The 22,450-nt window shown below is 30.1% G+C and carries 21 protein-coding genes; 9 read left to right on the plus strand and 12 right to left on the minus strand.

The window, feature by feature from the left end; genetic code table 11:
• The first annotated feature begins 143 nt into the window (after window positions 1–143).
• Complete coding sequence (locus WA340_RS10500) at window positions 144–728, plus strand: RNA polymerase sigma factor (protein ID WP_027878920.1); 585 nt, start codon at window positions 144–146, stop codon at window positions 726–728.
• 63 nt (window positions 729–791) lie between these two features.
• Window positions 792–935 carry a hypothetical protein gene (locus tag WA340_RS10505; RefSeq protein WP_181256112.1) on the plus strand — a complete coding sequence of 48 codons (144 nt, stop codon included), beginning with the start codon at window positions 792–794 and terminating at the stop codon, window positions 933–935.
• Window positions 936–955: 20 nt separating this feature from the next.
• Here WA340_RS10505 and WA340_RS10510 read toward each other — a convergent pair whose 3' ends face one another.
• On the minus strand, window positions 956–1,612 hold the full coding sequence (locus WA340_RS10510) for an endonuclease III domain-containing protein (RefSeq protein WP_027878921.1): 657 nt from the start codon (window positions 1,610–1,612) through the stop codon (window positions 956–958).
• A gap of 35 nt (window positions 1,613–1,647) precedes the next feature.
• Here WA340_RS10510 and bcp point away from each other — a divergent pair, with 35 nt between their 5' ends.
• The gene (gene bcp / locus WA340_RS10515) at window positions 1,648–2,106 is read left to right on the plus strand and encodes a thioredoxin-dependent thiol peroxidase (RefSeq protein ID WP_336128987.1); all 459 of its coding nucleotides are present in this window, start codon (window positions 1,648–1,650) and stop codon (window positions 2,104–2,106) included.
• Between the two features lie 76 nt (window positions 2,107–2,182).
• Here the strand turns inward: bcp and WA340_RS10520 are convergent, their stop codons facing one another.
• Window positions 2,183–3,634, minus strand: coding sequence for a hypothetical protein (locus tag WA340_RS10520; RefSeq protein ID WP_027878923.1), 1,452 nt, complete (start codon window positions 3,632–3,634; stop codon window positions 2,183–2,185).
• Window positions 3,635–3,728: 94 nt separating this feature from the next.
• On the opposite strand from WA340_RS10520, the gene WA340_RS10525 reads away from it, so the two are divergent.
• Together WA340_RS10525 and WA340_RS10530 are read left to right on the plus strand one after the other, a co-directional pair.
• Window positions 3,729–4,490 (plus strand): MBL fold metallo-hydrolase, encoded by a 762-nt coding sequence (locus WA340_RS10525; protein WP_336128989.1) that lies wholly within the window; start codon window positions 3,729–3,731, stop codon window positions 4,488–4,490.
• A gap of 14 nt (window positions 4,491–4,504) precedes the next feature.
• Window positions 4,505–5,008 (plus strand): hydrolase, encoded by a 504-nt coding sequence (locus tag WA340_RS10530; protein WP_336128991.1) that lies wholly within the window; start codon window positions 4,505–4,507, stop codon window positions 5,006–5,008.
• Here WA340_RS10530 and WA340_RS10535 read toward each other — a convergent pair.
• Genes WA340_RS10535 through WA340_RS10550 form a run of 4 tightly spaced genes read right to left on the minus strand, consistent with a single transcriptional unit; the run spans window position 4,998 to window position 9,163 of the window.
• Window positions 4,998–5,651, minus strand: a complete 654-nt coding sequence (locus tag WA340_RS10535) for an alpha/beta hydrolase (RefSeq protein WP_336128992.1) — start codon at window positions 5,649–5,651, stop codon at window positions 4,998–5,000. The two genes, WA340_RS10530 and WA340_RS10535, sit on opposite strands and share 11 nt — an antisense overlap.
• Window positions 5,652–5,655: 4 nt before the next feature.
• Window positions 5,656–5,988 (minus strand): hypothetical protein, encoded by a 333-nt coding sequence (locus WA340_RS10540; protein WP_336128994.1) that lies wholly within the window; start codon window positions 5,986–5,988, stop codon window positions 5,656–5,658.
• Entirely contained in the window at window positions 5,988–7,238 is a 1,251-nt protein-coding gene (locus tag WA340_RS10545) for a dihydroorotase (RefSeq protein WP_336128995.1), read from the minus strand. Before WA340_RS10545 ends, WA340_RS10540 begins: the two co-directional genes overlap by 1 nt.
• On the minus strand, window positions 7,235–9,163 hold the full coding sequence (locus WA340_RS10550) for a vWA domain-containing protein (RefSeq protein ID WP_336128996.1): 1,929 nt from the start codon (window positions 9,161–9,163) through the stop codon (window positions 7,235–7,237). The genes WA340_RS10545 and WA340_RS10550 overlap by 4 nt, the downstream gene beginning before the upstream one ends.
• Before the next feature lie 152 nt (window positions 9,164–9,315).
• Here WA340_RS10550 and WA340_RS10555 point away from each other — a divergent pair, with 152 nt between their 5' ends.
• Both WA340_RS10555 and WA340_RS10560 read left to right on the plus strand, forming a co-directional pair.
• Window positions 9,316–11,208, plus strand: a complete 1,893-nt coding sequence (locus WA340_RS10555) for a M61 family metallopeptidase (RefSeq protein WP_336069404.1) — start codon at window positions 9,316–9,318, stop codon at window positions 11,206–11,208.
• A 144-nt stretch (window positions 11,209–11,352) separates the two neighbouring features.
• A complete protein-coding gene (locus WA340_RS10560) occupies window positions 11,353–11,673 on the plus strand; it encodes a DUF6799 domain-containing protein (protein WP_336128998.1) in 321 nt (106 codons plus the stop codon).
• A gap of 51 nt (window positions 11,674–11,724) precedes the next feature.
• Here the strand turns inward: WA340_RS10560 and WA340_RS10565 are convergent, their stop codons facing one another.
• From WA340_RS10565 to WA340_RS10585, 5 genes are all read right to left on the minus strand, one after another.
• Complete coding sequence (locus WA340_RS10565; RefSeq protein WP_336129000.1) at window positions 11,725–12,921, minus strand: GAF domain-containing sensor histidine kinase; 1,197 nt, start codon at window positions 12,919–12,921, stop codon at window positions 11,725–11,727.
• 68 nt (window positions 12,922–12,989) lie between these two features.
• The gene (locus WA340_RS10570; protein ID WP_336129002.1) at window positions 12,990–13,754 is read right to left on the minus strand and encodes a TIGR02757 family protein; all 765 of its coding nucleotides are present in this window, start codon (window positions 13,752–13,754) and stop codon (window positions 12,990–12,992) included.
• Between the two features lie 3 nt (window positions 13,755–13,757).
• A complete protein-coding gene (locus WA340_RS10575; RefSeq protein ID WP_336129003.1) occupies window positions 13,758–14,972 on the minus strand; it encodes a GAF domain-containing sensor histidine kinase in 1,215 nt (404 codons plus the stop codon).
• Between the two features lie 66 nt (window positions 14,973–15,038).
• Window positions 15,039–15,698, minus strand: a complete 660-nt coding sequence (locus WA340_RS10580; protein ID WP_336129005.1) for an ABC transporter ATP-binding protein — start codon at window positions 15,696–15,698, stop codon at window positions 15,039–15,041.
• A 50-nt stretch (window positions 15,699–15,748) separates the two neighbouring features.
• Window positions 15,749–18,244 carry a DUF5916 domain-containing protein gene (locus tag WA340_RS10585; protein WP_336129007.1) on the minus strand — a complete coding sequence of 832 codons (2,496 nt, stop codon included), beginning with the start codon at window positions 18,242–18,244 and terminating at the stop codon, window positions 15,749–15,751.
• A gap of 191 nt (window positions 18,245–18,435) precedes the next feature.
• On the opposite strand from WA340_RS10585, the gene folE reads away from it, so the two are divergent.
• Complete coding sequence (gene folE, locus WA340_RS10590; RefSeq protein ID WP_336129008.1) at window positions 18,436–19,032, plus strand: GTP cyclohydrolase I FolE; 597 nt, start codon at window positions 18,436–18,438, stop codon at window positions 19,030–19,032.
• 358 nt (window positions 19,033–19,390) lie between these two features.
• Entirely contained in the window at window positions 19,391–19,690 is a 300-nt protein-coding gene (locus WA340_RS10595; RefSeq protein ID WP_027878937.1) for a hypothetical protein, read from the plus strand.
• 8 nt (window positions 19,691–19,698) lie between these two features.
• On the opposite strand, the gene WA340_RS10600 is transcribed toward WA340_RS10595, so the two are convergent.
• Window positions 19,699–22,431, minus strand: a complete 2,733-nt coding sequence (locus WA340_RS10600) for a class I SAM-dependent DNA methyltransferase (RefSeq protein WP_336129010.1) — start codon at window positions 22,429–22,431, stop codon at window positions 19,699–19,701.
• Window positions 22,432–22,450 lie beyond the last annotated feature (19 nt).

Genomic DNA, 22,450 nt, shown 5'->3' on the forward strand with positions numbered 1-22,450 from the left:
GTTTGCATTTTTGGAATAATTGTTGTTACATTTGAAACATATCAATTAACCCACAAACACTTTTGCCTATAGCAAAACATTACTTTTTTAATTTATAAACCCCAAGCCCGAAACACGTTTTCTGTGCAAAAAAAGTAATGATTATGCAAAAAGAATTAATCTCTGATGCTCAATTAGTGAGTAATTATATAAGAGGCGAAGAATCTGCTCTAGAAGTTTTAATTACAAGACATAAACAAAGAATTTACAGTTTTATATACTCTAAAGTTTTTGATAGAGATATATCTGAAGATATTTTTCAGGATACCTTTATCAAAGTAATAAGAACTTTAAAAAGAGGTAAATATAACGAAGAAGGTAAGTTTTTACCATGGGTAATGCGTATTGCTCATAATTTGGTTATAGATCATTTTAGAAAAAACAGTCGTATGCCTAAGTTTGACAACTCAGGAGATTTTAATATTTTTTCTGTAATAAGTGATAATGCTTTAAATGCAGAAAAAACAATTATTAAAGGTCAAGTAGAAGCAGATGTAAGACGTTTGATTGACGAGTTACCAGAAGACCAAAAAGAAGTTTTGGTAATGCGTATGTATAAAGATATGAGTTTTAAAGAAATCTCAGAACGCACAGGAGTAAGTATAAATACTGCTTTAGGACGTATGAGATATGCATTAATTAACATGAGAAAAGTAATAGAAAAACACAATATTGTTTTAACAAATTAGGATAAACAATAAAGTTAAATCTTATCCGTTATAATGTAGTAACAAACTAAAAATCTACATTAAATGGCAAAACTTTACTCTAAAAAACCTAAATCAGATTTTAAATTGAACCCAAAAGATGAAACAATAAGTTTTATCCTTAATTACTCTAAGGCTTTAAGTGTTATAAATTATAAAAGCATGAAGTTTGAATCACTTCAAAATTAAAAGAAAAACGTCCTAAAACATTAGGACGTTTTTTTATGATATTCTTTTAAAACTGTAGCTCTTCCAATGGTTTTTGTAATAATATCTTTATCTAAATCCCAACCACGAGCTGGAGAATATTCTCTTCCATACCAAATGATTTGCAGATGTAAATCGTTCCATAGTTCTTTAGGAAATAGGCGTTTAGCGTCTTTTTCGGTTTGAGCTACGCTTTTTCCGTTAGATAAATTCCAGCGATACATCAAACGATGGATATGTGTGTCTACAGGAAAAGCAGGTACACCAAATGCTTGACTCATTACAACACTAGCTGTTTTGTGTCCAACTGCAGGTAACTCTTCTAAAGCTTCAAAAGATTGCGGGACTTCACCGTTATGTTTTTCTATTAAAATTTTTGAAAGACCGTAAATGCCTTTACTTTTCATTGGTGATAAACCACAAGGTTTTATTATCTCTTTAATTTCTTCTACAGATAATTTAACCATATCATAAGGGTTATCTGCTTCTGCAAATAATAAAGGCGTTATTTGGTTAACTCTAACATCTGTGCATTGAGCAGATAATAAAACAGCAACTAAAAGAGTGTATGGATCTTTATGATCTAAAGGAATAGGAATTTCAGGATATAACTTATTTAACGTATTTATAACAAAATGTACCTTTTCTTGCTTAGTCATTAATTCGTATTTTTGAATAAATCAAAATTACAACTATGAATACATTAAAACAAGGTGATAAAGTACCAAATTTTACAGTTAATGACCAAGATGGTAATGCTGTATCTTTATCTGACTATAAAGGAAAAAAATTAATTGTTTTTTTCTATCCAAAAGCAAGTACGCCAGGTTGTACTGCAGAAGCATGTAACTTAAGAGATAATTATAAAGTTTTACAAGATAAAGGTTTTGAGTTATTAGGTGTTAGTGCAGATTCTGAAAAAAGACAAAGCAATTTTAAGAACAAATATGAGTTTCCTTTTCCTTTATTAGCTGATGAAGAAAAAGAAGTCATTAATGCATTTGGTGTTTGGGGATTAAAAAAGTTTATGGGTAGAGAGTATGATGGTATACATCGTAAAACTTTTTTAGTTGATGAAGATGGAGTAGTAGCGCATGTTATTGATAAAGTAAAAACTAAAGATCATACAGCTCAAATTTTAGAGTTAATTTAATTGAATTTAATCTTTTAAAAATAAAAAAGGCGCTAATTTATAATTAGCGCCTTTTTTTTATTTATTGTAAACTGTATTATTTATTCTGAATTTCTTCGGTTTCGCAACCAAACAGACTTTGTTCTGCAATTAATTTAGAGACACCTTCAGGTAACATAGGTTGCCAACCATCTTCACCTTGGGCAATCATTTTTAAGACTTTTCTAGAGAAAACATTTAATGTTGATGGGTCGTAGTCTGCAATATCAACAACTTTACCATTGTATTTAAAGAATTTATAAAGCTCTTTCATACGTGGATGTACTTTTAAATTATCACTTGTGGTAATGGTTCCATCTTCATTTTCCATAGGGTAAAGATATACACGTAAATCTTTAAAGAATAACTTACCAAAAGCCTCTAAAATACCACCACTTAAATGACGATAATACTTCTCGTCAAAGATATCTACAAGATTATTTACACCCATTGCTAATCCCATACGGTTTTTAGTGTATTGAGAGAAATATTCTACTAATTTATAGTACTCTTGGAAGTTAGATATTAATACGGTTTGTCCTAAAGAACATAGTAAACGTGCTCTATCCATAAAGTCTTGCTCGTCTATTTCTCCTTCTGCTCTTAGGTTTGATAAAGTGATTTCAAAAATTACTTGTGTTCTTTCTTCGTCAACTTTATTTTCTTTAATAAACATATCTAAAGACTTCTGGTACATGTCCATATTTACCTTTGTTACAGGTCTAAAACTACCACGAAGTGCTAAAATGTTTTTCTTATATAAAACTCTTGCAGGAAGTACGTTATTACCATCTGGAGCAAACATTACAGCATCAGTCATTCCATTTTTAACTAGCTGTAAACTCATTAAACGGTTATCTACGTTTTTAAATACAGGACCAGAAAAGTTAATTGTATCAATTTCTAATTGGTCTTTATCTAAATGGTCGTATAAATATCTTAATAATTTTTTAGGTTCGTTGTATTTATAGAATGCGCCGTAAATTAAGTTAGTACCTAATATACCAAGAGTTTCTTGTTGTAATCTTGCGTCATTTTCTTTAAAACGAATATGTAGAATAATTTCGTTAACTTCTTTATCTTCAGGATCGATTTGGTATTTAATACCAACCCAACCATGTCCTTTATATTTTTTTGCAAAATCTATTGTAGCAACAGTGTTAGCAAAACTAAAAAACATTCTATGTGGGTTACTTTCTCTACCTATACGCTCTTCAATTAATCTATATTCATGATGAAGCATTTTGCGTAACCTGGCTTCGGTTACGTAGCGTCTATCATCTTCAATACCATAAATAGCATCGCTGAAACTTTTATCATAAGCAGACATTGCTTTTGCGATAGTACCAGATGCGCCACCAGCTCTAAAAAAATGTCTTACAGTTTCTTGTCCAGCACCAATCTCGGCAAAAGTACCGTAAATGTTTTCGTTTAAGTTAATACGAAGCGCTTTATCTTTTAAGGATGGAATATTTTCAAATTCTTTATCTCCTTTTAGCGTAATTTCCATAAAAAAATCCCTATAAATTTAGTGTTACAAAGGTACCAAATAACTATAGTAAACAAAAAAATTAACTTATTTTTGTTTTCAAATTTTATAGATTTTGAAAATTACTTTTTTAGGTACTGGTACATCTCAAGGAATTCCTATTATAGGAAGTACACATCCAGTGTGTTTAAGTAAAAATCCTAAAGATAAACGTTTGCGTGTTTCAATTTTGGTAGAATGGGATGATTATACCTATGTTATTGACTGTGGACCAGATTTTAGACAGCAAATGCTTAGAGCTAATGTAAATAAAATTGACGGAATCATTTTTACGCACGAACATGCAGACCATACCGCTGGTTTAGATGATATTAGACCCTTCTTTTTTAGACAAGGAGATATACCTATTTACGCACATAAAAGAGTAGTAGAGCAACTTAAGCAACGTTTTGCTTATATATTTGCTACAGAAAATAAATATCCTGGCGTACCAAACTTACAGGTAAATGAAATTGAAAACAAACCTTTTAAATTGAATAATTTAGAAATACTTCCTGTAGAAGTTTTTCATCATAAATTGCAAGTATTTGGATTTAGATTTAACAACTTTGCTTATTTGACAGATGTTAAAACCATACCTGATGAAGAAATGGAAAAACTAAAAAACTTAGATGTTTTAGTAATTAATGCCTTAAGAGAAGAGACTCATATTTCGCATTTAAATCTAGAAGAAGCATTACAAATTATAAATACATTACAACCTAAAAAGGCTTATTTGACACACATAAGTCATTTATTAGGTTTTCATGAAGAAGTCCAACAAAAGCTACCTAAAAATGTGTTTTTAGCTTACGATGAGCTTCAAATTAAACTTTAAAATCAAATATTATAATGAAGAATAAAATTTTTATGTACTTGTTTATCTTTACGTTACTTGTTGTTTTGTTTCAGTACGTAAACACTAAAAACTATGTAAAAGCTAATGATAGTCAGTTTAAAAGCTTAAAAGAAAAAAATATAAGAATGAAAGATTCTTTAGCGCTTTTAAACAATCAGCTAAATGATTTTATCATGTTTGATTTTAGGTATAATCAAGAAGCTAAAGATTATTTTTATGATAGAGGTATTGATACTGATAAGCTTACAATACTTATAGAAAATGAATTATACGATTTAACAGACGTGCTAGGAGAAGAGCATCCACTAATTCCTTACGCTGCTTCAGGTGGCAAAAAAATGCAATTTAATTCTATAAAAATACTAAACCATAAATGGGTTATAGCAGATTTTTCTGATGGTGTTTTTTGGGGAGAATTACTAATTAAATATGAAATTACTCCTGATAATCAGTTAAACTTTAAAGTCTTAGATCACTTATTGTATCCTACAAATTAGAGTTTGCTTTCAACCATTCTCTAAACTCATAAAAATTCTGTGGCGCAACACCATGTCCAACAGGAAACTCGCTATACTTATAGTTTGCGCCTAATTGTTCCATAAATGGTTTGGTTTGTCTTGCCCAATCCACTGGTATAACTTGGTCTACACTTCCGTGAGAACAGTAAAAATTAAGATTTTTATAAGTTTCTGGTGCTTTTAATTCGAATAAATCAGGATTTACATAACCGCTTAAAGCAATAACATTTTTAACTTTTTCAGGATATGTAAATGCTACAGCATAACTTAAAATAGCGCCTTGACTAAAGCCTAAAAGCGTTACATTATTGCTATCTGCGTTGTATTTAGCTAAAATTTCATCTATAAAATTAGCAATCAAATCTCTAGATTGTTTGGCTTGCTCGTTATCACTCCATTTTCCTTTTTCAGCATCAAAATTTATGGCATACCATGCATTACCAAAAGGCTGCATTGGGTAAGGTGCTTTAGCAGAAATTATTAAAAATTCTTCAGGTAATTCTGATGCAAAACTAAATAAGTCGTTTTCATCACTTCCATAACCATGAAAGAGTAGAAGTAATGGTGCGTTTTCTTTTAAAGTAGAAGGTCTTGATATATATTCTAAGCTTAAATCTGTCATGTTTCTATTTTCCTAATGATGAAAAAATTTTTTGAAAAAAAGGTCCTACTAGAGGAACAGCTTGCATTTTACCGCTAATAGCATTTATAATTCCGTAGAAAAATAATAAACCCATTCCTACCCAAAAAGCGACAGAGATTTGCATGTTATCAAATTGACTAATAAAATATCCAATAATCATATACATTAAACAAAGTCCTAAACCTTGACGGTTATGAAATGCTGTAAACTCATTTTTCTTTTCGTTATTCATTATGATAGCAATAACACTACCTATGATGGTTAAGTAGCTTACTACTGCTAATGTTTTTCCTTCTTCAGCTGTATTTTGATTCATTATAAAACTATTTTTTTGTTGGCATAAATACCATATACATTTCCTTTTAATTCTTGTCCTAAAAAGGCACTATTTTTTGATTTTGATAGAATGTCTGACTTACCAAATACGTATTTTTCATTTGGGTTAAATAACGTAATGTTTGCAACTTCTCCTTCTTCAATTTTAGAAGTTACAGTACCAAAACGTTCTTTTCCTTTAGTTAATAGTTGAATAGATTTTTTAGTAGAAAATATCTGGTTTAAAGCACCAAAAGCACTTTCTAATCCAATAGTACCGTAGTTGGCGTGGTCAAATTCTACTTTCTTTTCTTCTATGGTTTGAGGATTATGATCACTGGTTACCATATCTATCGTACCGTCTTTTATACCTTCAATTAAAGCATCTATATCGTCTTGAGTACGTAATGGCGGATTGACTTTGTAACGTGTATCAAATTCGTTTAAAATATCGTCAGTCAAAAACAAATTATGTACGGCAACACTACAAGTAACGTCTAATTTTTTTTGTTTGGCTTCTCTAATTAGCTTTACACTTTCTTTAGTTGAAATGGTAGGAATATGAAGTTTACCACCAGCATATTCTAATATGTATAAATCTCGAGCCACTTGTAAAGATTCGGCTAAATTTGGACTTCCTTTTAGACCTAACATAGTGCTAGAAACATGTTCGTTAACAATACCTTTACCAGCAATTTTTTGTTCTAAAGGAAAACTACACACCAAGCCATCAAAATTACTAGCATATTGTAAAGCAATCTTTAATAGATTAGGGTTAGTAATTGGTTTTTTATAATCACTAAACGCTACTGCGCCAGCGTTTTTCATATCGAAAAGTTCAGCTAAATCAACACTTTCGCTATTTTTTGTTAATGCGCCAATTGGTAACAAATCAACGGGTTGTGATTGTGCTTTTGATAAGACAAAAGTAACGTCAGAGCTAGTGTCGATAATCGGATTTGTGTTAGCTTGCAATGCAATGCTTGTAAACCCAGATTTTGCAGCTGTTTTTAAACCGTTTTCTATAGTTTCTCTATCTTCAAAACCAGGTTCGCCAAAGCAAACGCTAGAGTCAAACCATCCTTGAGAGATGTGTAAATTATCTAACTCAATTTCTTTATAATTGCTAGTGTTTTTAATAGATTTAGCAATTTCTGAAATCTTTCCTTTTTCAATTAAAACATCAACAATTTGGTTATGAAACTTGCTTGATGTATCAATTACTGTTGCCGATTTGATTAAGACGTTCATTTAAAATATTTTAAGATGAGCATTTCTATGATTAAAAGCACTAAAGCCAAAATTACAAACCATTTCCATAACTCATTAACTTTAGTGTCATTTTTTATTGTGTTAAAAGCTTCTTTAACAGAGTTTGAAACATTGATGCCTTCTATGTTTTCAAGGTTTTGATAGGTTAAATCACTTTCGTTTCTGTTGTAATTAAAGCTTACGTATTCTAAAATTTCATTTTTATTCTTTACTTCATAAACACCAGCGTTTTCTGGTAAATCGTTAGTTTTTATAACCACTTTATTGTTGTAATATTGCTGTTCTGGTATTAAAGACTCGTCATTATTAACAAGAGTTAATACAGTATCTGGTTTTAAATTTACAGACACATCAAATTGATTGTTTTGACCGATTGTATAATAAAGTTGGGCAGTATTTAAGCTTTGTTTTGCAATGTTATAAAATGTAGGTACAATTAGATTTATATTTTTAAAGTTTGAATTGTCTTCATTAATTGCAGCGCTAAAAACAAACACGTTATTACGTTGTGATAAAAATGGTTTGTTATCTTCAAATTGAAGGATAGCAGTGCTTTGAGATGTATTTTGAGGAAAATACAGATTAACCTTTGGATACTGAAAGTTATCTATACGTTTTTCAAAAACACCATTAGCGTAAATTGGATGTGCATAATTTATGGATGTAATGCGCTTTTCTTGCTCTAAAATTGAATTAAAAACACTAAAGTTAAATTGCTGTAAAAACCTATTGTAGTCTGATAAATTTCCTTTTATATTAGGTATAAATGCAACGACGCCACCTTTGTCTGTAAAGACTTTAAGAGCAGTAATTAAAGTATTTGGTAGGTTTTCAATTTCGTTTAATATTACTAGGTTTTGTGTATCAAAAAGGGCATAATCTAATGTGTTTGGTGTTTTTTTTGTAAAATTAAACTCGTCTTCAGTAAAAATTCCATTTAAATAGTTGGCATCATCGTTAGACACTGCTAAAACATTAATTTTTGAAGGCGTATTTATACTAAAATATAAGGTGTTATCAAATTGAAGTTGCGCCTCATCAATAGTAATTTTACCTTTTGTAGTTTGATTGTTAGGTATTGTAAAAATAGCTTTGTTTTCGTCTTTAATTTCAACTGAAACTTTTGAGACTAATTGATCATTATTATATAAAGAAACAGGTAAATTAATAGTAGTAGTTTGATTACTTTTTAATAAAGCAGTCAACTCATAATTAGTTGCGTTTTGTTTAGAAATATACAAACTGTCAATAAACGCATTTGTTTTACTTACAGGGTTTAACTGAATAGCACTTAAAGTAATACTTGAATCCTTTTCAATACTAAATTCTTGTGTTTTTTGCTGAAAATCTGACACAAAAATCAAGTTTTTAATGCTATTTGCTTTATTAGAAAATAGCTTTTTAGCTTTCAATAACGCAGCGTCATAACTTAATTGATTTGAAGAATATTCAAGTTGAAGTAATTCGTTTTTAATTGCCTTTATAGTTGTGTTTCTATAACTATCAGTATTGGTAATTAGTGAGAATTTTTCATTCTCATCAATAGAAGTAATGATATCTTGTATTGCACGTTTTAAAAGTGGACCATTATTACCTTTAGCTTGCATACTAAACGAGTTGTCTAGGTATATAACGGTTTCCTTTTCTGTGTTAAAACTATTAGTTTTTGAAAAATAGGGCTGAGTAAAAGCAATGATAATAGCAGTTAAAAGTAGTAACCTAGTTAATAAGACTAGCCACTTTTTAATTAGTTGACTTTTACGTGTTTGTAATTGTACCTTTTTTAAAATAGCAACGTTTGTAAAGTATTCTTTTTGAAACTTTCTTAGTTGAAATAAGTGAACAATAATAGGAATTAGCAGTAAGAAAAGCGCGTAAAGAAGTTCTGGGTTTTTAAACTGCATGTGTTATTAAAAGTTTGTCAAAGATAATAATTGAACAATTAAAAACAGCAATAAGAAATTAACATTTTAACAAAATCTTAATCTTTACGATTGTAACAAATTTTACTTTTGAGCGTCTTGTTACCAAGACCATTAACAAATAATATTTAAATATGAAAAAACTCCTATTATCAACACTTGCTTCAGGACTTTTACTAGTAGGTTGCGGTGGATCTAAAACCACTACAAGTCTTTTAGCAACACAAACACCTATTGAAACTTCAATAGACTTATCTAAAGTAACAAATGATAAAGTACCAGTAACGATTAACCCTGGTCGTTTTACTACAGAAACAGTAACGTATAGACTGCCAAGAGTTGTACAAGGAACATACTCGGTAAGCGACTTTGGTAAATATATTGATAGTTTTAAAGCTTTTAATTATAAAGGAGAAGAGTTATCTACAAGTAAGGTAGACACAAATACCTGGACAATTACTAATGCTAAAGACTTAGATTATATTACCTATTATGTAAATGATACTTTTGATCAAGAAGTTGAAGGAGGAATAGGAGGCGAGCAACCTTTTTCGCCAGCAGGAACAAACATAGAGCCAACAAATTATGTAATGAATTTACATGGATTTATAGGGTATTTTGATAGTTTAAAAAACAGTCAATATAAATTAGATGTAACTGCGCCAGCAAACTTTAAACGTACATCTGCTTTGCAGGAAACTTCAAATAAAACAAGCGAGGACGGAAGCTTAATCACATCAAGCTACTTTGCACCAAGATATTTTGACATTACAGATAACCCAATGTTTTATGGAGAATTAGATGTAGAAGAATTTCAAGTAGGAGACATTAAAATTGTATTAAGTGTTTACTCTCCTAACAAAGTACATTCAGCTACAGAAATTAAAGGTGTTGTTGAAAAAATGATGCAAGCTCAAAAAACATATTTAGGCGATATAAACAGTACACCTCGTTACGATATCTATTTATACTTATCTGATGGATCAGAAGGTTCTCCTAAAGGATTTGGAGCTTTAGAGCATCATACGTCTACAGTAGTTGTTTTACAAGAAGATATGCCATTTGATGCTTTAGCAGAAAGTATGATAGATGTCGTGTCTCATGAGTTTTTTCACATCGTAACACCATTAAGTGTACATTCAGAAGATGTACATTATTTTGATTACAACCAGCCAACATTTTCTAAGCATTTATGGATGTATGAAGGCGTAACAGAGTATTTTGCAACGTTATTTCAAGTAGATCAAGGTTTAGTGGATAACCAAGAATTTTACGGTGATATTTTACAAAAAATACAAACCGCTAAAAACATGAATGACTCAATGAGTTTTACCGAAATGAGTGAAAATGTTTTAGATGAGCCTTACGCACCACAATATTATAACGTTTATATGAAAGGTGCTTTAATCGGTATGTGTATTGATATCATTATGCGTGAAGAAAGTAATGGACAGCGTGGTATTTTATCTTTAATGAAAGAATTATCTAATAAATACGGAAAAAACAAACCATTTGAAGACGATAAATTAATAGACGAAATCACTGCAATGACTTACCCAAGCGTTGGAGAGTTTTTAAATACACATGTAGTTGGAGGAACACCAATAGACTATAATGTATATTTTGAAAAAGTAGGCTTAATGATGAGTGAAGGAAAAGTAAAAACTAACTACATCCAGAATGGCGGTGAGTTAATTTTTGCTCCTAATCAAGAAACTATGAAACTTCCATTTTCTGAAGCTGTAAAAAAAAACAGTTTTTGGGCAGATAATGGTGTACAACCTGGTGATGTAATGAAAACTGTAAACGGTGAAGCTTTTTCTTTTATGACTGCACAAAAAATCTTAACAGATATGTATATGTGGAAACCAGGACAAGAAGTAGAAGTTGTTATTGATAGAAATGGTAAAGAATATACTGTAAAAACAAAACTAACACAGTCTTATACTACAGGAAAAACTATTACCGAAAACCCAGAAGCAACACAAAAGCAAAAAGAAATTAGACAAGCTTGGCTAAAAGGTTAATCTTGTAGTAAATTATTTATAAGAACTTGAAAAGCTTGGTTTTGTACCAAGCTTTTTATTTTGGTATAATAAGTGAATAATAAGTTAAATGTAAAATCAAACAGTAAAAAATTAGTATATTTATTATATAAAAATAAAAACAAGATGAAACAAATATTCCTTTTTGTATTTGCTCTATTTATAACAACTGGAGCAGTTATGGCTCAAGATAAAATGCAGGTAGAAGACGCCAATTATGTTATTTTACTAAATGAAAAAGTTTATCATTATACACAGAGTGGAGTAGAGTTGCTTAAATCTGATTTAAAATTAAATAACGGAACAGTTGTTAAAACTGATGGAAGTTATATTACAAAAGATGGAAACAAAATGATGCTTAAAGATGGGCAGTGTTTAGGCATGAGTGGTAAATTATACAAGGATCAAGCTACATTATCCAAAAAGCTTAAAAAAGAAATGAAATAAATAAAACATTATAATATTGTGAAAAAGCCTGATAATAATATCAGGCTTTTTTTATTTTTCTACAGAAAAACTAAAAGTCGTTCCTTCATTAACTTTCGATGTTAGACTAACTTCACCACCTAATTTTTTAACTAAAGTTTTTACAGTATACAATCCAATTCCTGTACCTTTATTTCCATATTTATCTGCATCATGAGCTGTATTAAACAGGTCAAATAAAGATTCTTTTTTATTATCAGGAATACCATTACCATTATCTGAAACAGAAAAGTGATGGTGCGTTTCATTTTCCTTATAATCTAAAACAACTAATGGATTATTGTTTGTGTTATATTTAACTGCATTATCTACCAAATTAAGAATAATTTGAGTTATAGCAGATTTATTGATATCTCCTAAATTTGGATTGTTTTTTAACTTAAACTGAGTATCTTTTAAGCTAAGCATCTGTTTTACATCATTAAAAATATTAGACAAATCTATTGTTTGTTTCTTATCTTGTAGTAACGCTTCAGATTTATAATGTTTTAAAATTCCGTCTATGTATGCTCTTAACGTATCTGCAGACTCTTCAATAAAGTCTAAATATTCTAAATTTATTTCAGGATTAGACGCTTTTAATTCATCTTTAAATAATTGAGATAATGATGTAATATTTGCTAAAGGCGATTTTAAATCATGAGACACTTTTCCTGCAAAAGTTTTTAAGGATTGGTGTCTTTCATCTAACAAATAATATGCGTTGGTTAATTGATTGTTTTTTAATCTTAACTCAAATAGATTAACAACTTGTTTAGCTAAAATAACCATAGCTTCTTGTTGTTGTTTAGTAAGTTGTTTGGGTTTTACATCATAAACGCATAATGTACCTAAAGGAAAACCTTCTGGATTGATTAATGGTACACCTGCATAAAATTTAACGTCGTGATCTTTTATTAAAGGATTGTCGTAGAAACGTTGATCTTTAGTAGCGTCTTCAACAATAAAAATAGAATTGCTTTCTAAAATAGCATGACCACAAAAAGATATATTTCTTGGTGACTCATTAAAAGGTATGCCATAATGAGATTTTAAAAAATTTCTGTCAGCGTCTATAAGTGTAATTAAAGAGATTGGTACATCGCAAATATTAGCTACAAGGTTAGTTATATTATCAAAATCTTCTTCTGGTAATGTGTCTAGTAGTTTATATTCTTTTACTGCTTTTAAACGTTGTTTTTCGTTTTTTGGTAATTTGGGTGCAATCATTATTTGTGTAGGTAAGCTTGGTTTGTGATAAGCTTACGTAAATATAAGAGTCTAGGTTTTGAATTATGTTAAAACTTTTCGAAAACTCCTAAACCAAATAAAGCAAAGTCATATTTAACAGGATCTATAGGGTTTAATAGTCTTAAATTTTTATCTAATTCTTGTAAAGCTTTAGCGTCATTTTGTTTTCTACTTAAAAGCCCAAGTTTTCTAGCTACATTGCCAGAGTGGACGTCTAAAGGACAAGATAATTCTGAAGGTTTAATACTTTTCCAAATGCCAAAATCTACACCAGTATTATTAGGTCTTACCATCCAACGTAAAAACATGTTAATACGTTTTGCTGCACTATTTTTTAAGGGATCACTAATATGCTTTTGAGTTCTTGGTAGGTGATTAATCTCAAAAAAAATCTGTTTAAATTGAGAAATAGAATGTTGTAAATTTTCATTTCTACCTTTACTGAAAACAGCTTCTAAACCATTGTGATTATTATAAATATTTTGAAGTGCTTTTATAAAAGTAATACAGTCTACACTATTAAAAGTGCGATGTACAAAGTTGTCAAAGCGTTGTAAGTCTTCTTCTTTATGGTTTAAAATAAAATCGTGTGGTGAATAATCTAATAAATCCATTAATTTATTAGCGTTATTGATGATACTTTTACGGTTTCCCCAAGCAATTGTAGCGGTTAAAAAACCTGCTATTTCAATATCTTCTTTTTTAGAAAATTTATGCGGAATTTGAATTGGGTCACTATCAATAAACTTAGGATTATTATAAAGAATAACTTTTTCGTCTAAAAACTCTTTGAGATTATCTATAGTCTTCAATTTTTATTTTTTGATAGAAAATTTAAAAGTACTACCAACACCAACTTTAGAGTTAACAGTTATATTTCCGCCTAAATTGGTAACTAATTTTTTAACTGTAGATAAGCCAATACCATGACCTTTTTGGCCAAATCTATCTGTTTCTTCAACGGTAGAAAATAACTTAAATATTTTTTTCTGCTTTTTTTTAGGTATACCAATACCGTTATCTTTTACCGTTATAAAGTTAAGATCTTCTTGGGTTGTGTCTAACTCTACATCTATTATAGTTTCTTCTTTATCGTTGTATTTTAGACTGTTGGTAATTAAATTAAGTAAAATAAGCTCTAAAGCAGCTCTGTTACTTGTAATATCAAAGTCTTTTTCGGGTAAATTAATGGTGCAGTCTACTTTGATATTTATAATATCTATGACTTCTTCTAGTAAATGATTAAAAGAAAAAGTATCTACAGAAGTTGAAGATGTATTACTATTTTCGTAATAGTTTAAGAGGTTATTTATATAGCTACTTAAAGATAAAGATAAAGATGAAGATTTAATGTTTTGTAAATAATTAATACCAGTATCATCTATATGTTTTTTATATTTAGATTTTAATATGTCTGTAGTTAAAATCATATTAGCTAAAGGCATCTTCATATCATGTGCTACCTGAGATGCAAATCCTTTTAGCATTTTATTTTTTTTAGTTAGTTTTTTCTTAGTTTGTTTAAGATTAATATTGCTTTTATTAAGCTCTATTAATTTTACAACTTGTTGTGCTAGTAGTTTTAGTGCTTCTTTTTGATCTTTATTTATTGTATTAGGTTTATGATCTATCACACATAAAGTACCAAGTTTATGGTTGTTTTTATCTGTTAGACATACACCTGCATAAAAAGCTATAGATTTATCTCCGTTTTTAGTATAAGGATGGTTTACAAAACGTAAATCTTTCTTTGTGTTTTCTACTATGTAAACATCATCATCACTAGCTATAGCATAACTACAAAAGGATAATTCTTTTTCAGAGCTGCTAATTTGCATGCCTTTTGCAGATTTAAACCAAACTTCGTCCTTATCTACTATCGAAATTAAAGAGACAGGCATATTGGTTATTTTTGTAGCCAGTGCAGTTATATTGTTAAAACTAATGTCTTTTTGACATCTGTTTAGCTTATAACTTTTTACAGCTAAAAGCCTTTCTTTATCATTTTTAGGAATCGTGTTTAGCTGCATTATTTTGAGAGTCAGAAATTTTGTTTAACTAAATTAGTAAAAATATAAACACGGATAAGAAAAAAGTTAAACAATTTTTCCATCAACCATTGTAAGTTTTCTATCTGCTAGATTGGCTAACTCTTCGTTATGTGTTACAATCACAAAGGTTTGCCCAAATTCATCACGAAGTTTAAAGAATAGATTATGAAGGTTTTCTGCACTTTCGCTATCTAAATTACCAGAAGGTTCGTCTGCAAAGATTAGTTCTGGGTTGTTAACTAGTGCTCTTGCTACAGCAACACGTTGTTGTTCTCCTCCAGAAAGCTCGTTAGGTTTATGGTTGTACCTGTGTGACAAACCTAAAAAGTCTAATAATTCTTTAGCGCGTTTGTTAGCTTCTGTTTTATTAGTTCCTTTTATAAATGCAGGAATACATACGTTTTCTAAAGCTGTAAACTCTGGTAATAATTGATGAAACTGAAAAATAAAACCTATGTGCTTGTTTCTAAATTCAGCTAATTGTTTTTCGTTTAATTCTGTAATATTTTTATCATTAATAATTAGCTCTGTTTCTGAGCTTTTATCAATAAAATCTAAGGTGCCTAATATTTGAAGTAAGGTGGTTTTTCCTGCGCCAGAAGCACCAACTATAGAGACAATTTCACCTTTTTTAATAGTAACGTCTACACCTTTTAAGACATGTAAATCGTCATAATATTTATGAATGTTTTTTGCTTTAATCATAGGCTTATATAAAGCTTGAAAATTACTACTTTAAATTAGCTTTAGCAAGGTTAGATTAAGTTACTTTTTTTAGTAAATACCTTTTTTAAATCGTTATAATCTATAAAATAAACCATTCTTAAAGATACAGTGTTACGCTGCTTTTGCTTAAATAAATCGTCTAAAGTATCAAAATAACTATCTTCTGAGTTAGAAGATTGATTAAAAATCTGATTACGGTATAATGCGGTTAATTGACTACCAGGTGCAAATTGCCAAGTATAGCTTAAGTCTAAATTCCATGTATTAAAATTAATATCTGGATTAAAATTAGGATTGTAACTTATGTTATCTTTAGTATAAACTTCAGACTGTACAAGACTACCGTTGTTTTGTAATACATACATTTTAGAGTCATAGGTTACAGTACTAACATAGTTTCTAAAACTTAGTGTTAATGCGTTAAAAGAGTTAAAATTGTAGCTGCCGGATATATTTGAGGTTATTTGCTTTCTGTCGCGTTGACCAAATATTATACGATCATAAATTTGTTGTCCGTTTACATAACCTCTATCTGCTGTGTAATCGTCATAATCAAAACCTAGTAATAGTAAAAACTTATCATTAAACTTAAACCTTGGATTGATACCAAACCAATAATTATTAAAATTATCACGCTCTTTATCAAAAAATCGTCCATAACCAAAGTTAGCATCTATTGCAAAAAAATTGTTGTAATTGGAAGAAATCCACATGTTTGCTTGAGCGTAATTTTTGGTTGTAAAGAAGCTATTAAAACCATTACGAGGCTCGAAGTAGTCATGTTGCTCGCCAATATTCCAATTACCATTAATACCAAAACTGTGTAGTTTTTTATTGGTAGCATTAAAGTTAAAACCAGTGTTTTTTCCTGTATACACGCTTGGCGTAGCTAGCATGTTATAATTAAACCATGTGCCTAAATACATGTTATTTAGGTGTTTTGTTGGCTCAAAAATACGGTAACTAGCGTCAAAGCTATAGTTACTGTAGTTATTCCTAAATTGAATACCTAAATCGTTTGGATCAAAATTAACATCTGCATAGTTATAGTCTAAAGCCACACGATATTTACCACTAATTTTTCCAATTCCTGCTTCTACAGCATAGCCATTTTGTTTGTTAGATACATCATTAAACGTGCTCATCTTTCCGTTAGCATAGACGCCATAGGTATTCTTTTTATTGACTAAATTGGTTAAAAAACCAGTAACGTTAGCATCTCTAAAATCGCCATTTCTTATAACATTGGTGTTGATTAAAGTTACAGACGAGTTTTTATTAAACTGCTGGTCTAAAACCATGATATTGTAGTTTGCTAATGGCTCTACTACAGCACGTCTATTAGATTTTCTAATTTCTTCAGCTTCAGAATTTGGGTTTAAAACTTCAGTTTTTTTAATATCTACATAGGTTTTTTCTGTAATAGCATTAAAAAAACCAATACCTAAACCGTTTTTTGTGCGTCCGGAAATTTTAACTGCATTTAATAGCTGAACTTTTTCAGGATATTCGACAATATCTTCATCTTCATCTAAAATAGGAAATCCGCTAGGCGCATCACCAATACGTCTAGAGTAGAATAGGTTACCTTTACTAAATAAATCAATACCTTCTGTAAAAAACTGGCGTCTTTCTGAAAATTGTTGTTCAAAAGGACCAAGGTTTAATATGACATTGTCAAAACCAGCTTGACTAAAATCTGGTATTAAAGTAGCATCTAAAGTAATGTTTTCTGTAATCCCATATTTTACATCCATACCTGCAGCAAGTTCGGTTTCTGTTTCTCCGTCAAAAGAGCTTGTTAAGCCAGATGCGTAAGGAAAAAAACTAAGTCTTGTTGGAGGCGTAATGTTTTTTAATCCCTTTAATTCTGCATGGTATAGTCCATTATTACCTTTTGTTGGGTCTAAAGGATTCCATGTCATTTGCTCTCTTGTATTGCGATAATGTCTATGAAATTGTATGCCCCAAGTTGAGTTTTCTTGTTGTGTAAAACGTAAAGCTCTATATGGTATTTTTACTTCTACTATCCATCCGTTATTTTGCATTTTTACACTACTTTCCCAAACGGCGTTCCATCCAAAATCTTCTCCGTTATTAGGACTTTCTACAGCATCGGCTTGCGTACCAGAGCTAAATACAAAAAAATTAGTGTTGTTTTGCGCATCATTATTTGGATTAAAAATAATAGCAAAAAAATCTGATTGTCCAAAATTATCACGTTGTGTAAACTGCGTCATTATATCTTCTGGATTATCATAGCAGTAAGCAGCAATGTAGATTCCAGAATCATCATAAGTCATTTTAACTTCTGTTCTTTTCTCTTTGCTAGGTAAGTCGCCTAAATCAGGTCTAAACTCGGTAAAATTTGTAGCAATTTGTGCGTCATTCCACGCTTTATCATCTAAAATACCATCTATTTTTGGAGCTATATCAGTACGTTTGATTTGATAAGTTTTTTTGTCTTGAGCTTGTAATTGACAACTTATAAAAATGAAAAATAGCGCTTTAAATAAAATTTTCATGATGGTTTAAAAATTTCGGTATTCTCAATAAAGAGTATACAAAACTAAAAATGTTACACTTACGGACACAAAACTAACTTTGTTGTTATACTTTTCTCATAATATAACGTTAAAATCTTTTCAGAAATTATAGAGAATCAATGGTTAATTAATAGAAAACACTATTTTTATTGTGAAGTAATTAAACTATTATGCCATACAAGAAATTTGAAGAATATAACATGCAAGTTACCGACGATGTAAAAGACCGTTACAAAAGTATTATTACAGAACTTGGTGAAGACACCAAACGCGAAGGTTTGCTAAAAACTCCAGAACGCGCCGCAAAAGCCATGCAGTTTTTAACGCAAGGTTATAATCAAGATGCTGCCGAAATCCTTAAAGGCGCCATGTTTAAAGAAGATTATCATGATATGGTTATTGTTAAGGATATTGAATTGTATTCGCTTTGCGAGCATCATATTTTGCCATTTTTTGGTAAAGCACATATTGCTTATATCCCAAACGGACATATTGTCGGACTAAGTAAATTACCTCGTGTTGTAGATATTTTTGCCAGACGCTTGCAGGTACAAGAACGTTTAACACATCAAATTTTAGATTGTATAAACGATACTTTAAAACCTGCTGGTGTTGCTGTAGTGATTGAAGCTAGTCATATGTGTATGATGATGCGTGGCGTGCAAAAACAAAACTCGGTAACCACAACATCGGGTTTTAGAGGCGCTTTTCAAAATATTGAAACACGTACTGAGTTTTTAAATCTGATTAATGCGGATTTGAGTTAGCTTAAAAGTTAAAAGTTAAAAGTTAAAAGTTTGAAAGTTTGAGTGATTTTGAGTGATTGCTGATCGTAGTCGAAGTAAAACGAAAAATTGTATTTAGACAAGTTCAATAAAGCTATCGAGAAAAGGTTAATAGGCTAAAATTCTATATTCTCGATACAAATTTTACTCATTACTATCGTAAAATTCACTCGAATTGACAGAATTTTATTAAAAAGAACAATTTGTAAAGACTAATAACTTACTACTAAACACCAAACACCAAACACCAAACACCAAACACCAAACACCAAATACGTATTACTCTTTCATTTTTGGAATACTATTTGCCATTAACTTTATAGAATTCAAAATATTATAAATGAACAACAACACAAACAAATACACCAAACTGTTTTTAGGTTTGCTTTTTGATGCTTTAGGATATGTTACTTTTATTATTCCTGGTATTGGCGAATTTGGAGACATTATTTGGGCACCAGCATCTGCATGGTTAATGACCAAACTTTATAAAGGTAAAACGGGTAGAGTAGCAGCGGTAGTGTCTTTTATAGAAGAGGCATTACCTGGTTTTGACGTTATACCAACCTTTACCATTATGTGGTTATACACTTATGTGTTTTCAGGTAAAAAACAAGATAAAACTATTGAAGTGAAATAGGATTGATTTTACTTTTTAATTGTTTTCTTTTTGTTTAATAATGGTTCTGTGTATTGATTATACAAGTCAAACAAATATTCTATCCTAGCAGTTTCATTAGTAAACGCTTGCGGTCTATAACATAAATCAACTGCTTTGTCTAACTCTAAATGGGCTTTTACCAATTTTGGTGGCATTGTTAGAGGATGATACAAATCTGCCAAACTACTATCAGGAAATTCTGCTCTTGCGTCTAAAACTTTTTGGGCTTTTTCCTCAACTTTTTGTTTGTTTTTTTCGCTGACTTCTTTTGGCCAAGGGTAGTTGTTATAAACTAAGTTATTAGAATATCTAAAATCACTTTTAAGTTTACCAGCTACGGTTCGAATCCATACATTATGCATAAGTGATTGCAAAATTCCAAATTGATATTTTGTAGCATTAGGAAGACCATAAGCACTATCAGCTAAAATTGTTTCTTTAGATATATAACCTATTGGTAAATAGTTTCTTTTATGTGATGAAACTCTTGGAATTAAAAGATAATCGTTTTCAGGTTGTCTTATATCTCCAAAAAGGTAAGGCGTAAAAGCTTTTGAATTCACTGACTTAGACTTAGCAGACTCACGAAAGGATTTACATTTATTTATTCTTCCTATTAGAAAACTTGATTTTTGTATTAAACTTGGACTAACATCTTTAAGCCAAAAACAATATCTCCATTTTTCATTAAGCATTTCAAAAGAGCCTCCATATCTTTTTATTAAAATATTTAGCTCTGGATTAGTTTTTATTAATTCATCCTTTTCATTTAGAGATAATAATAAATTGCCATCATCATATGGTATATTACCTCTAATCATTTTTTGAGTATTACATATTGGAATTCTAGTTTTATCAATAAAAACGTTATTACCATTAACTAAATATGGATTGATGTTACGAGCAATGAGTTCATCAGGTTCTCCATTAATGTCATAATAATCGAAGAGTTTTTTCTGTTTTTCCTTAAGAGAAAATCCAATAATTACACAATGCACAGCTGCTTTTCCTTTTGCATCATTTTTCCAATTAAATGTTCTATGAGCGAAATTAATTATCAAACCTAAATTAACTAAAATTTCATGCCACAAAATCGAAACTTGTTCTCCTTGTGATACAGAATTAGTAGAAACAAAAGCTGCTTCAATGTTTGTGTTACTAATATACTTAGCAGCTAAATAATACCAAGCAGCTACATAGTCTAATTTTCCGTAATTAATTGTTTTATCAAAAACAATACTCATATCTTCAATTTGAGTTTTGTTTTTCATTGCTGCACCAATAAATGGTGGATTGCCAATGATGTACGAAAGTTCTTTTTTAGAAACTACATCTTCCCATTCAATACGTAAAGAGTTTGCGTGTACAATTTTAGCCGCTTTTTTTAATGGTAAACGCGCAAAATATTGTCCAAATTCTTCAGAAACTTTCATATTCATTTGGTGGTCTATTAACCACATAGCAACTTCGGCTATTTTTGCTGCAAATTCGTCATATTCAATACCGTAAAATTGGTCAACATCTAACCAAAGAATAGAGGAAACATCTAAAACTTGCTCTCCTTTTTTAAATAGCTCACGTAAAATATCAATTTCTAAAAGTCTTAATTCTCTGTAAGTAATGATTAAGAAATTACCACTTCCACAAGCTGGATCCAAAAATTTTAAAGTAGAAAGTTTATGATGAAACTCTTTAAGTTTTTTAATGTTTGATTTTACCTTTTCAAATTCTGCTCTTAACTCATCAAGAAAAAGAGGTTTAATAAGTTTAAATATATTTTTCTCAGAAGTATAATGAGCTCCTAAATTTCTTCTCTCTTCTGGGTTCATCACACTTTGGAATAGTGAACCAAAGATTGCAGGTGATATTTTTCCCCAATCTAAACCAGATGCTTCTAATAAAATGTTACGCATTTTGGTATTGAAAGAAGCAATAGGTAAAAACTCTTCAAATAATTTACCATTTACATATGGAAATTGATTTAAATGGTCATCTAAGTTTTTAAGTCTTTTTTCTTTTGGTGTATTTAAAACTTGGAAAAATTGAGCCATTAGAGCTCCTAAATCACTTCCGTCTTCGTTTGTTTTTTGGTCTAAAAATTCTTTAAAAGTATCTTTTTCAAAAATACTTGTATCGTCAGCAAAAAGTATGAACAGTAAACGAACTAAATAAACCTCTAAATGATGCCCTTTATAACCAAACTCTTCAAGTTGGTCGTGAAGTTTACCCATTAACTCAGCAGCTTTTATATTTACTGGGTCTTCTTCTTTAAAAGTTCTTTTTTGATAACCAGCAATAAAGCCAAAGAGTTTTACATTTTTGTAAAGTTCTGAAACGTGAAATTCGTGTTCAGTTTTTTCGTCAAGGTCAAAAAGTTTGATTTTGTCAAAATCTGAAACTAAAATGTATTTTGGTAATTCGTGTTCTTTTAGTCCAGGAAAATAATCAGTTGCTTGCTCAAAAGCTTTGTCTAAACTTCTCCCTTTTGATTTATGCTCAACAAGTAAAGTACCTTTCCAAAAAAGGTCAATAAATCCTTGATTTCCACTTAATTTTTTGACAGGTTCTTCAAATGTTGCCACTCGTCTGCGTGATATTCCAAAAACGTTGAAAAAATCATTCCAAAAACTATCTTTTTCAGCTCGTTCCTTTGTTTCTTCTGCCCATTCATTTGAGAACTTTAACGCTCGATCTTTTATTTCATTCCAGCTTAATGCCATTAATATATTTTGTTAATTA

Source organism: Mesoflavibacter sp. CH_XMU1422-2 (assembly GCF_037029245.1).
GTDB classification, from domain to species: Bacteria; Bacteroidota; Bacteroidia; order Flavobacteriales; family Flavobacteriaceae; genus Mesoflavibacter; species Mesoflavibacter zeaxanthinifaciens.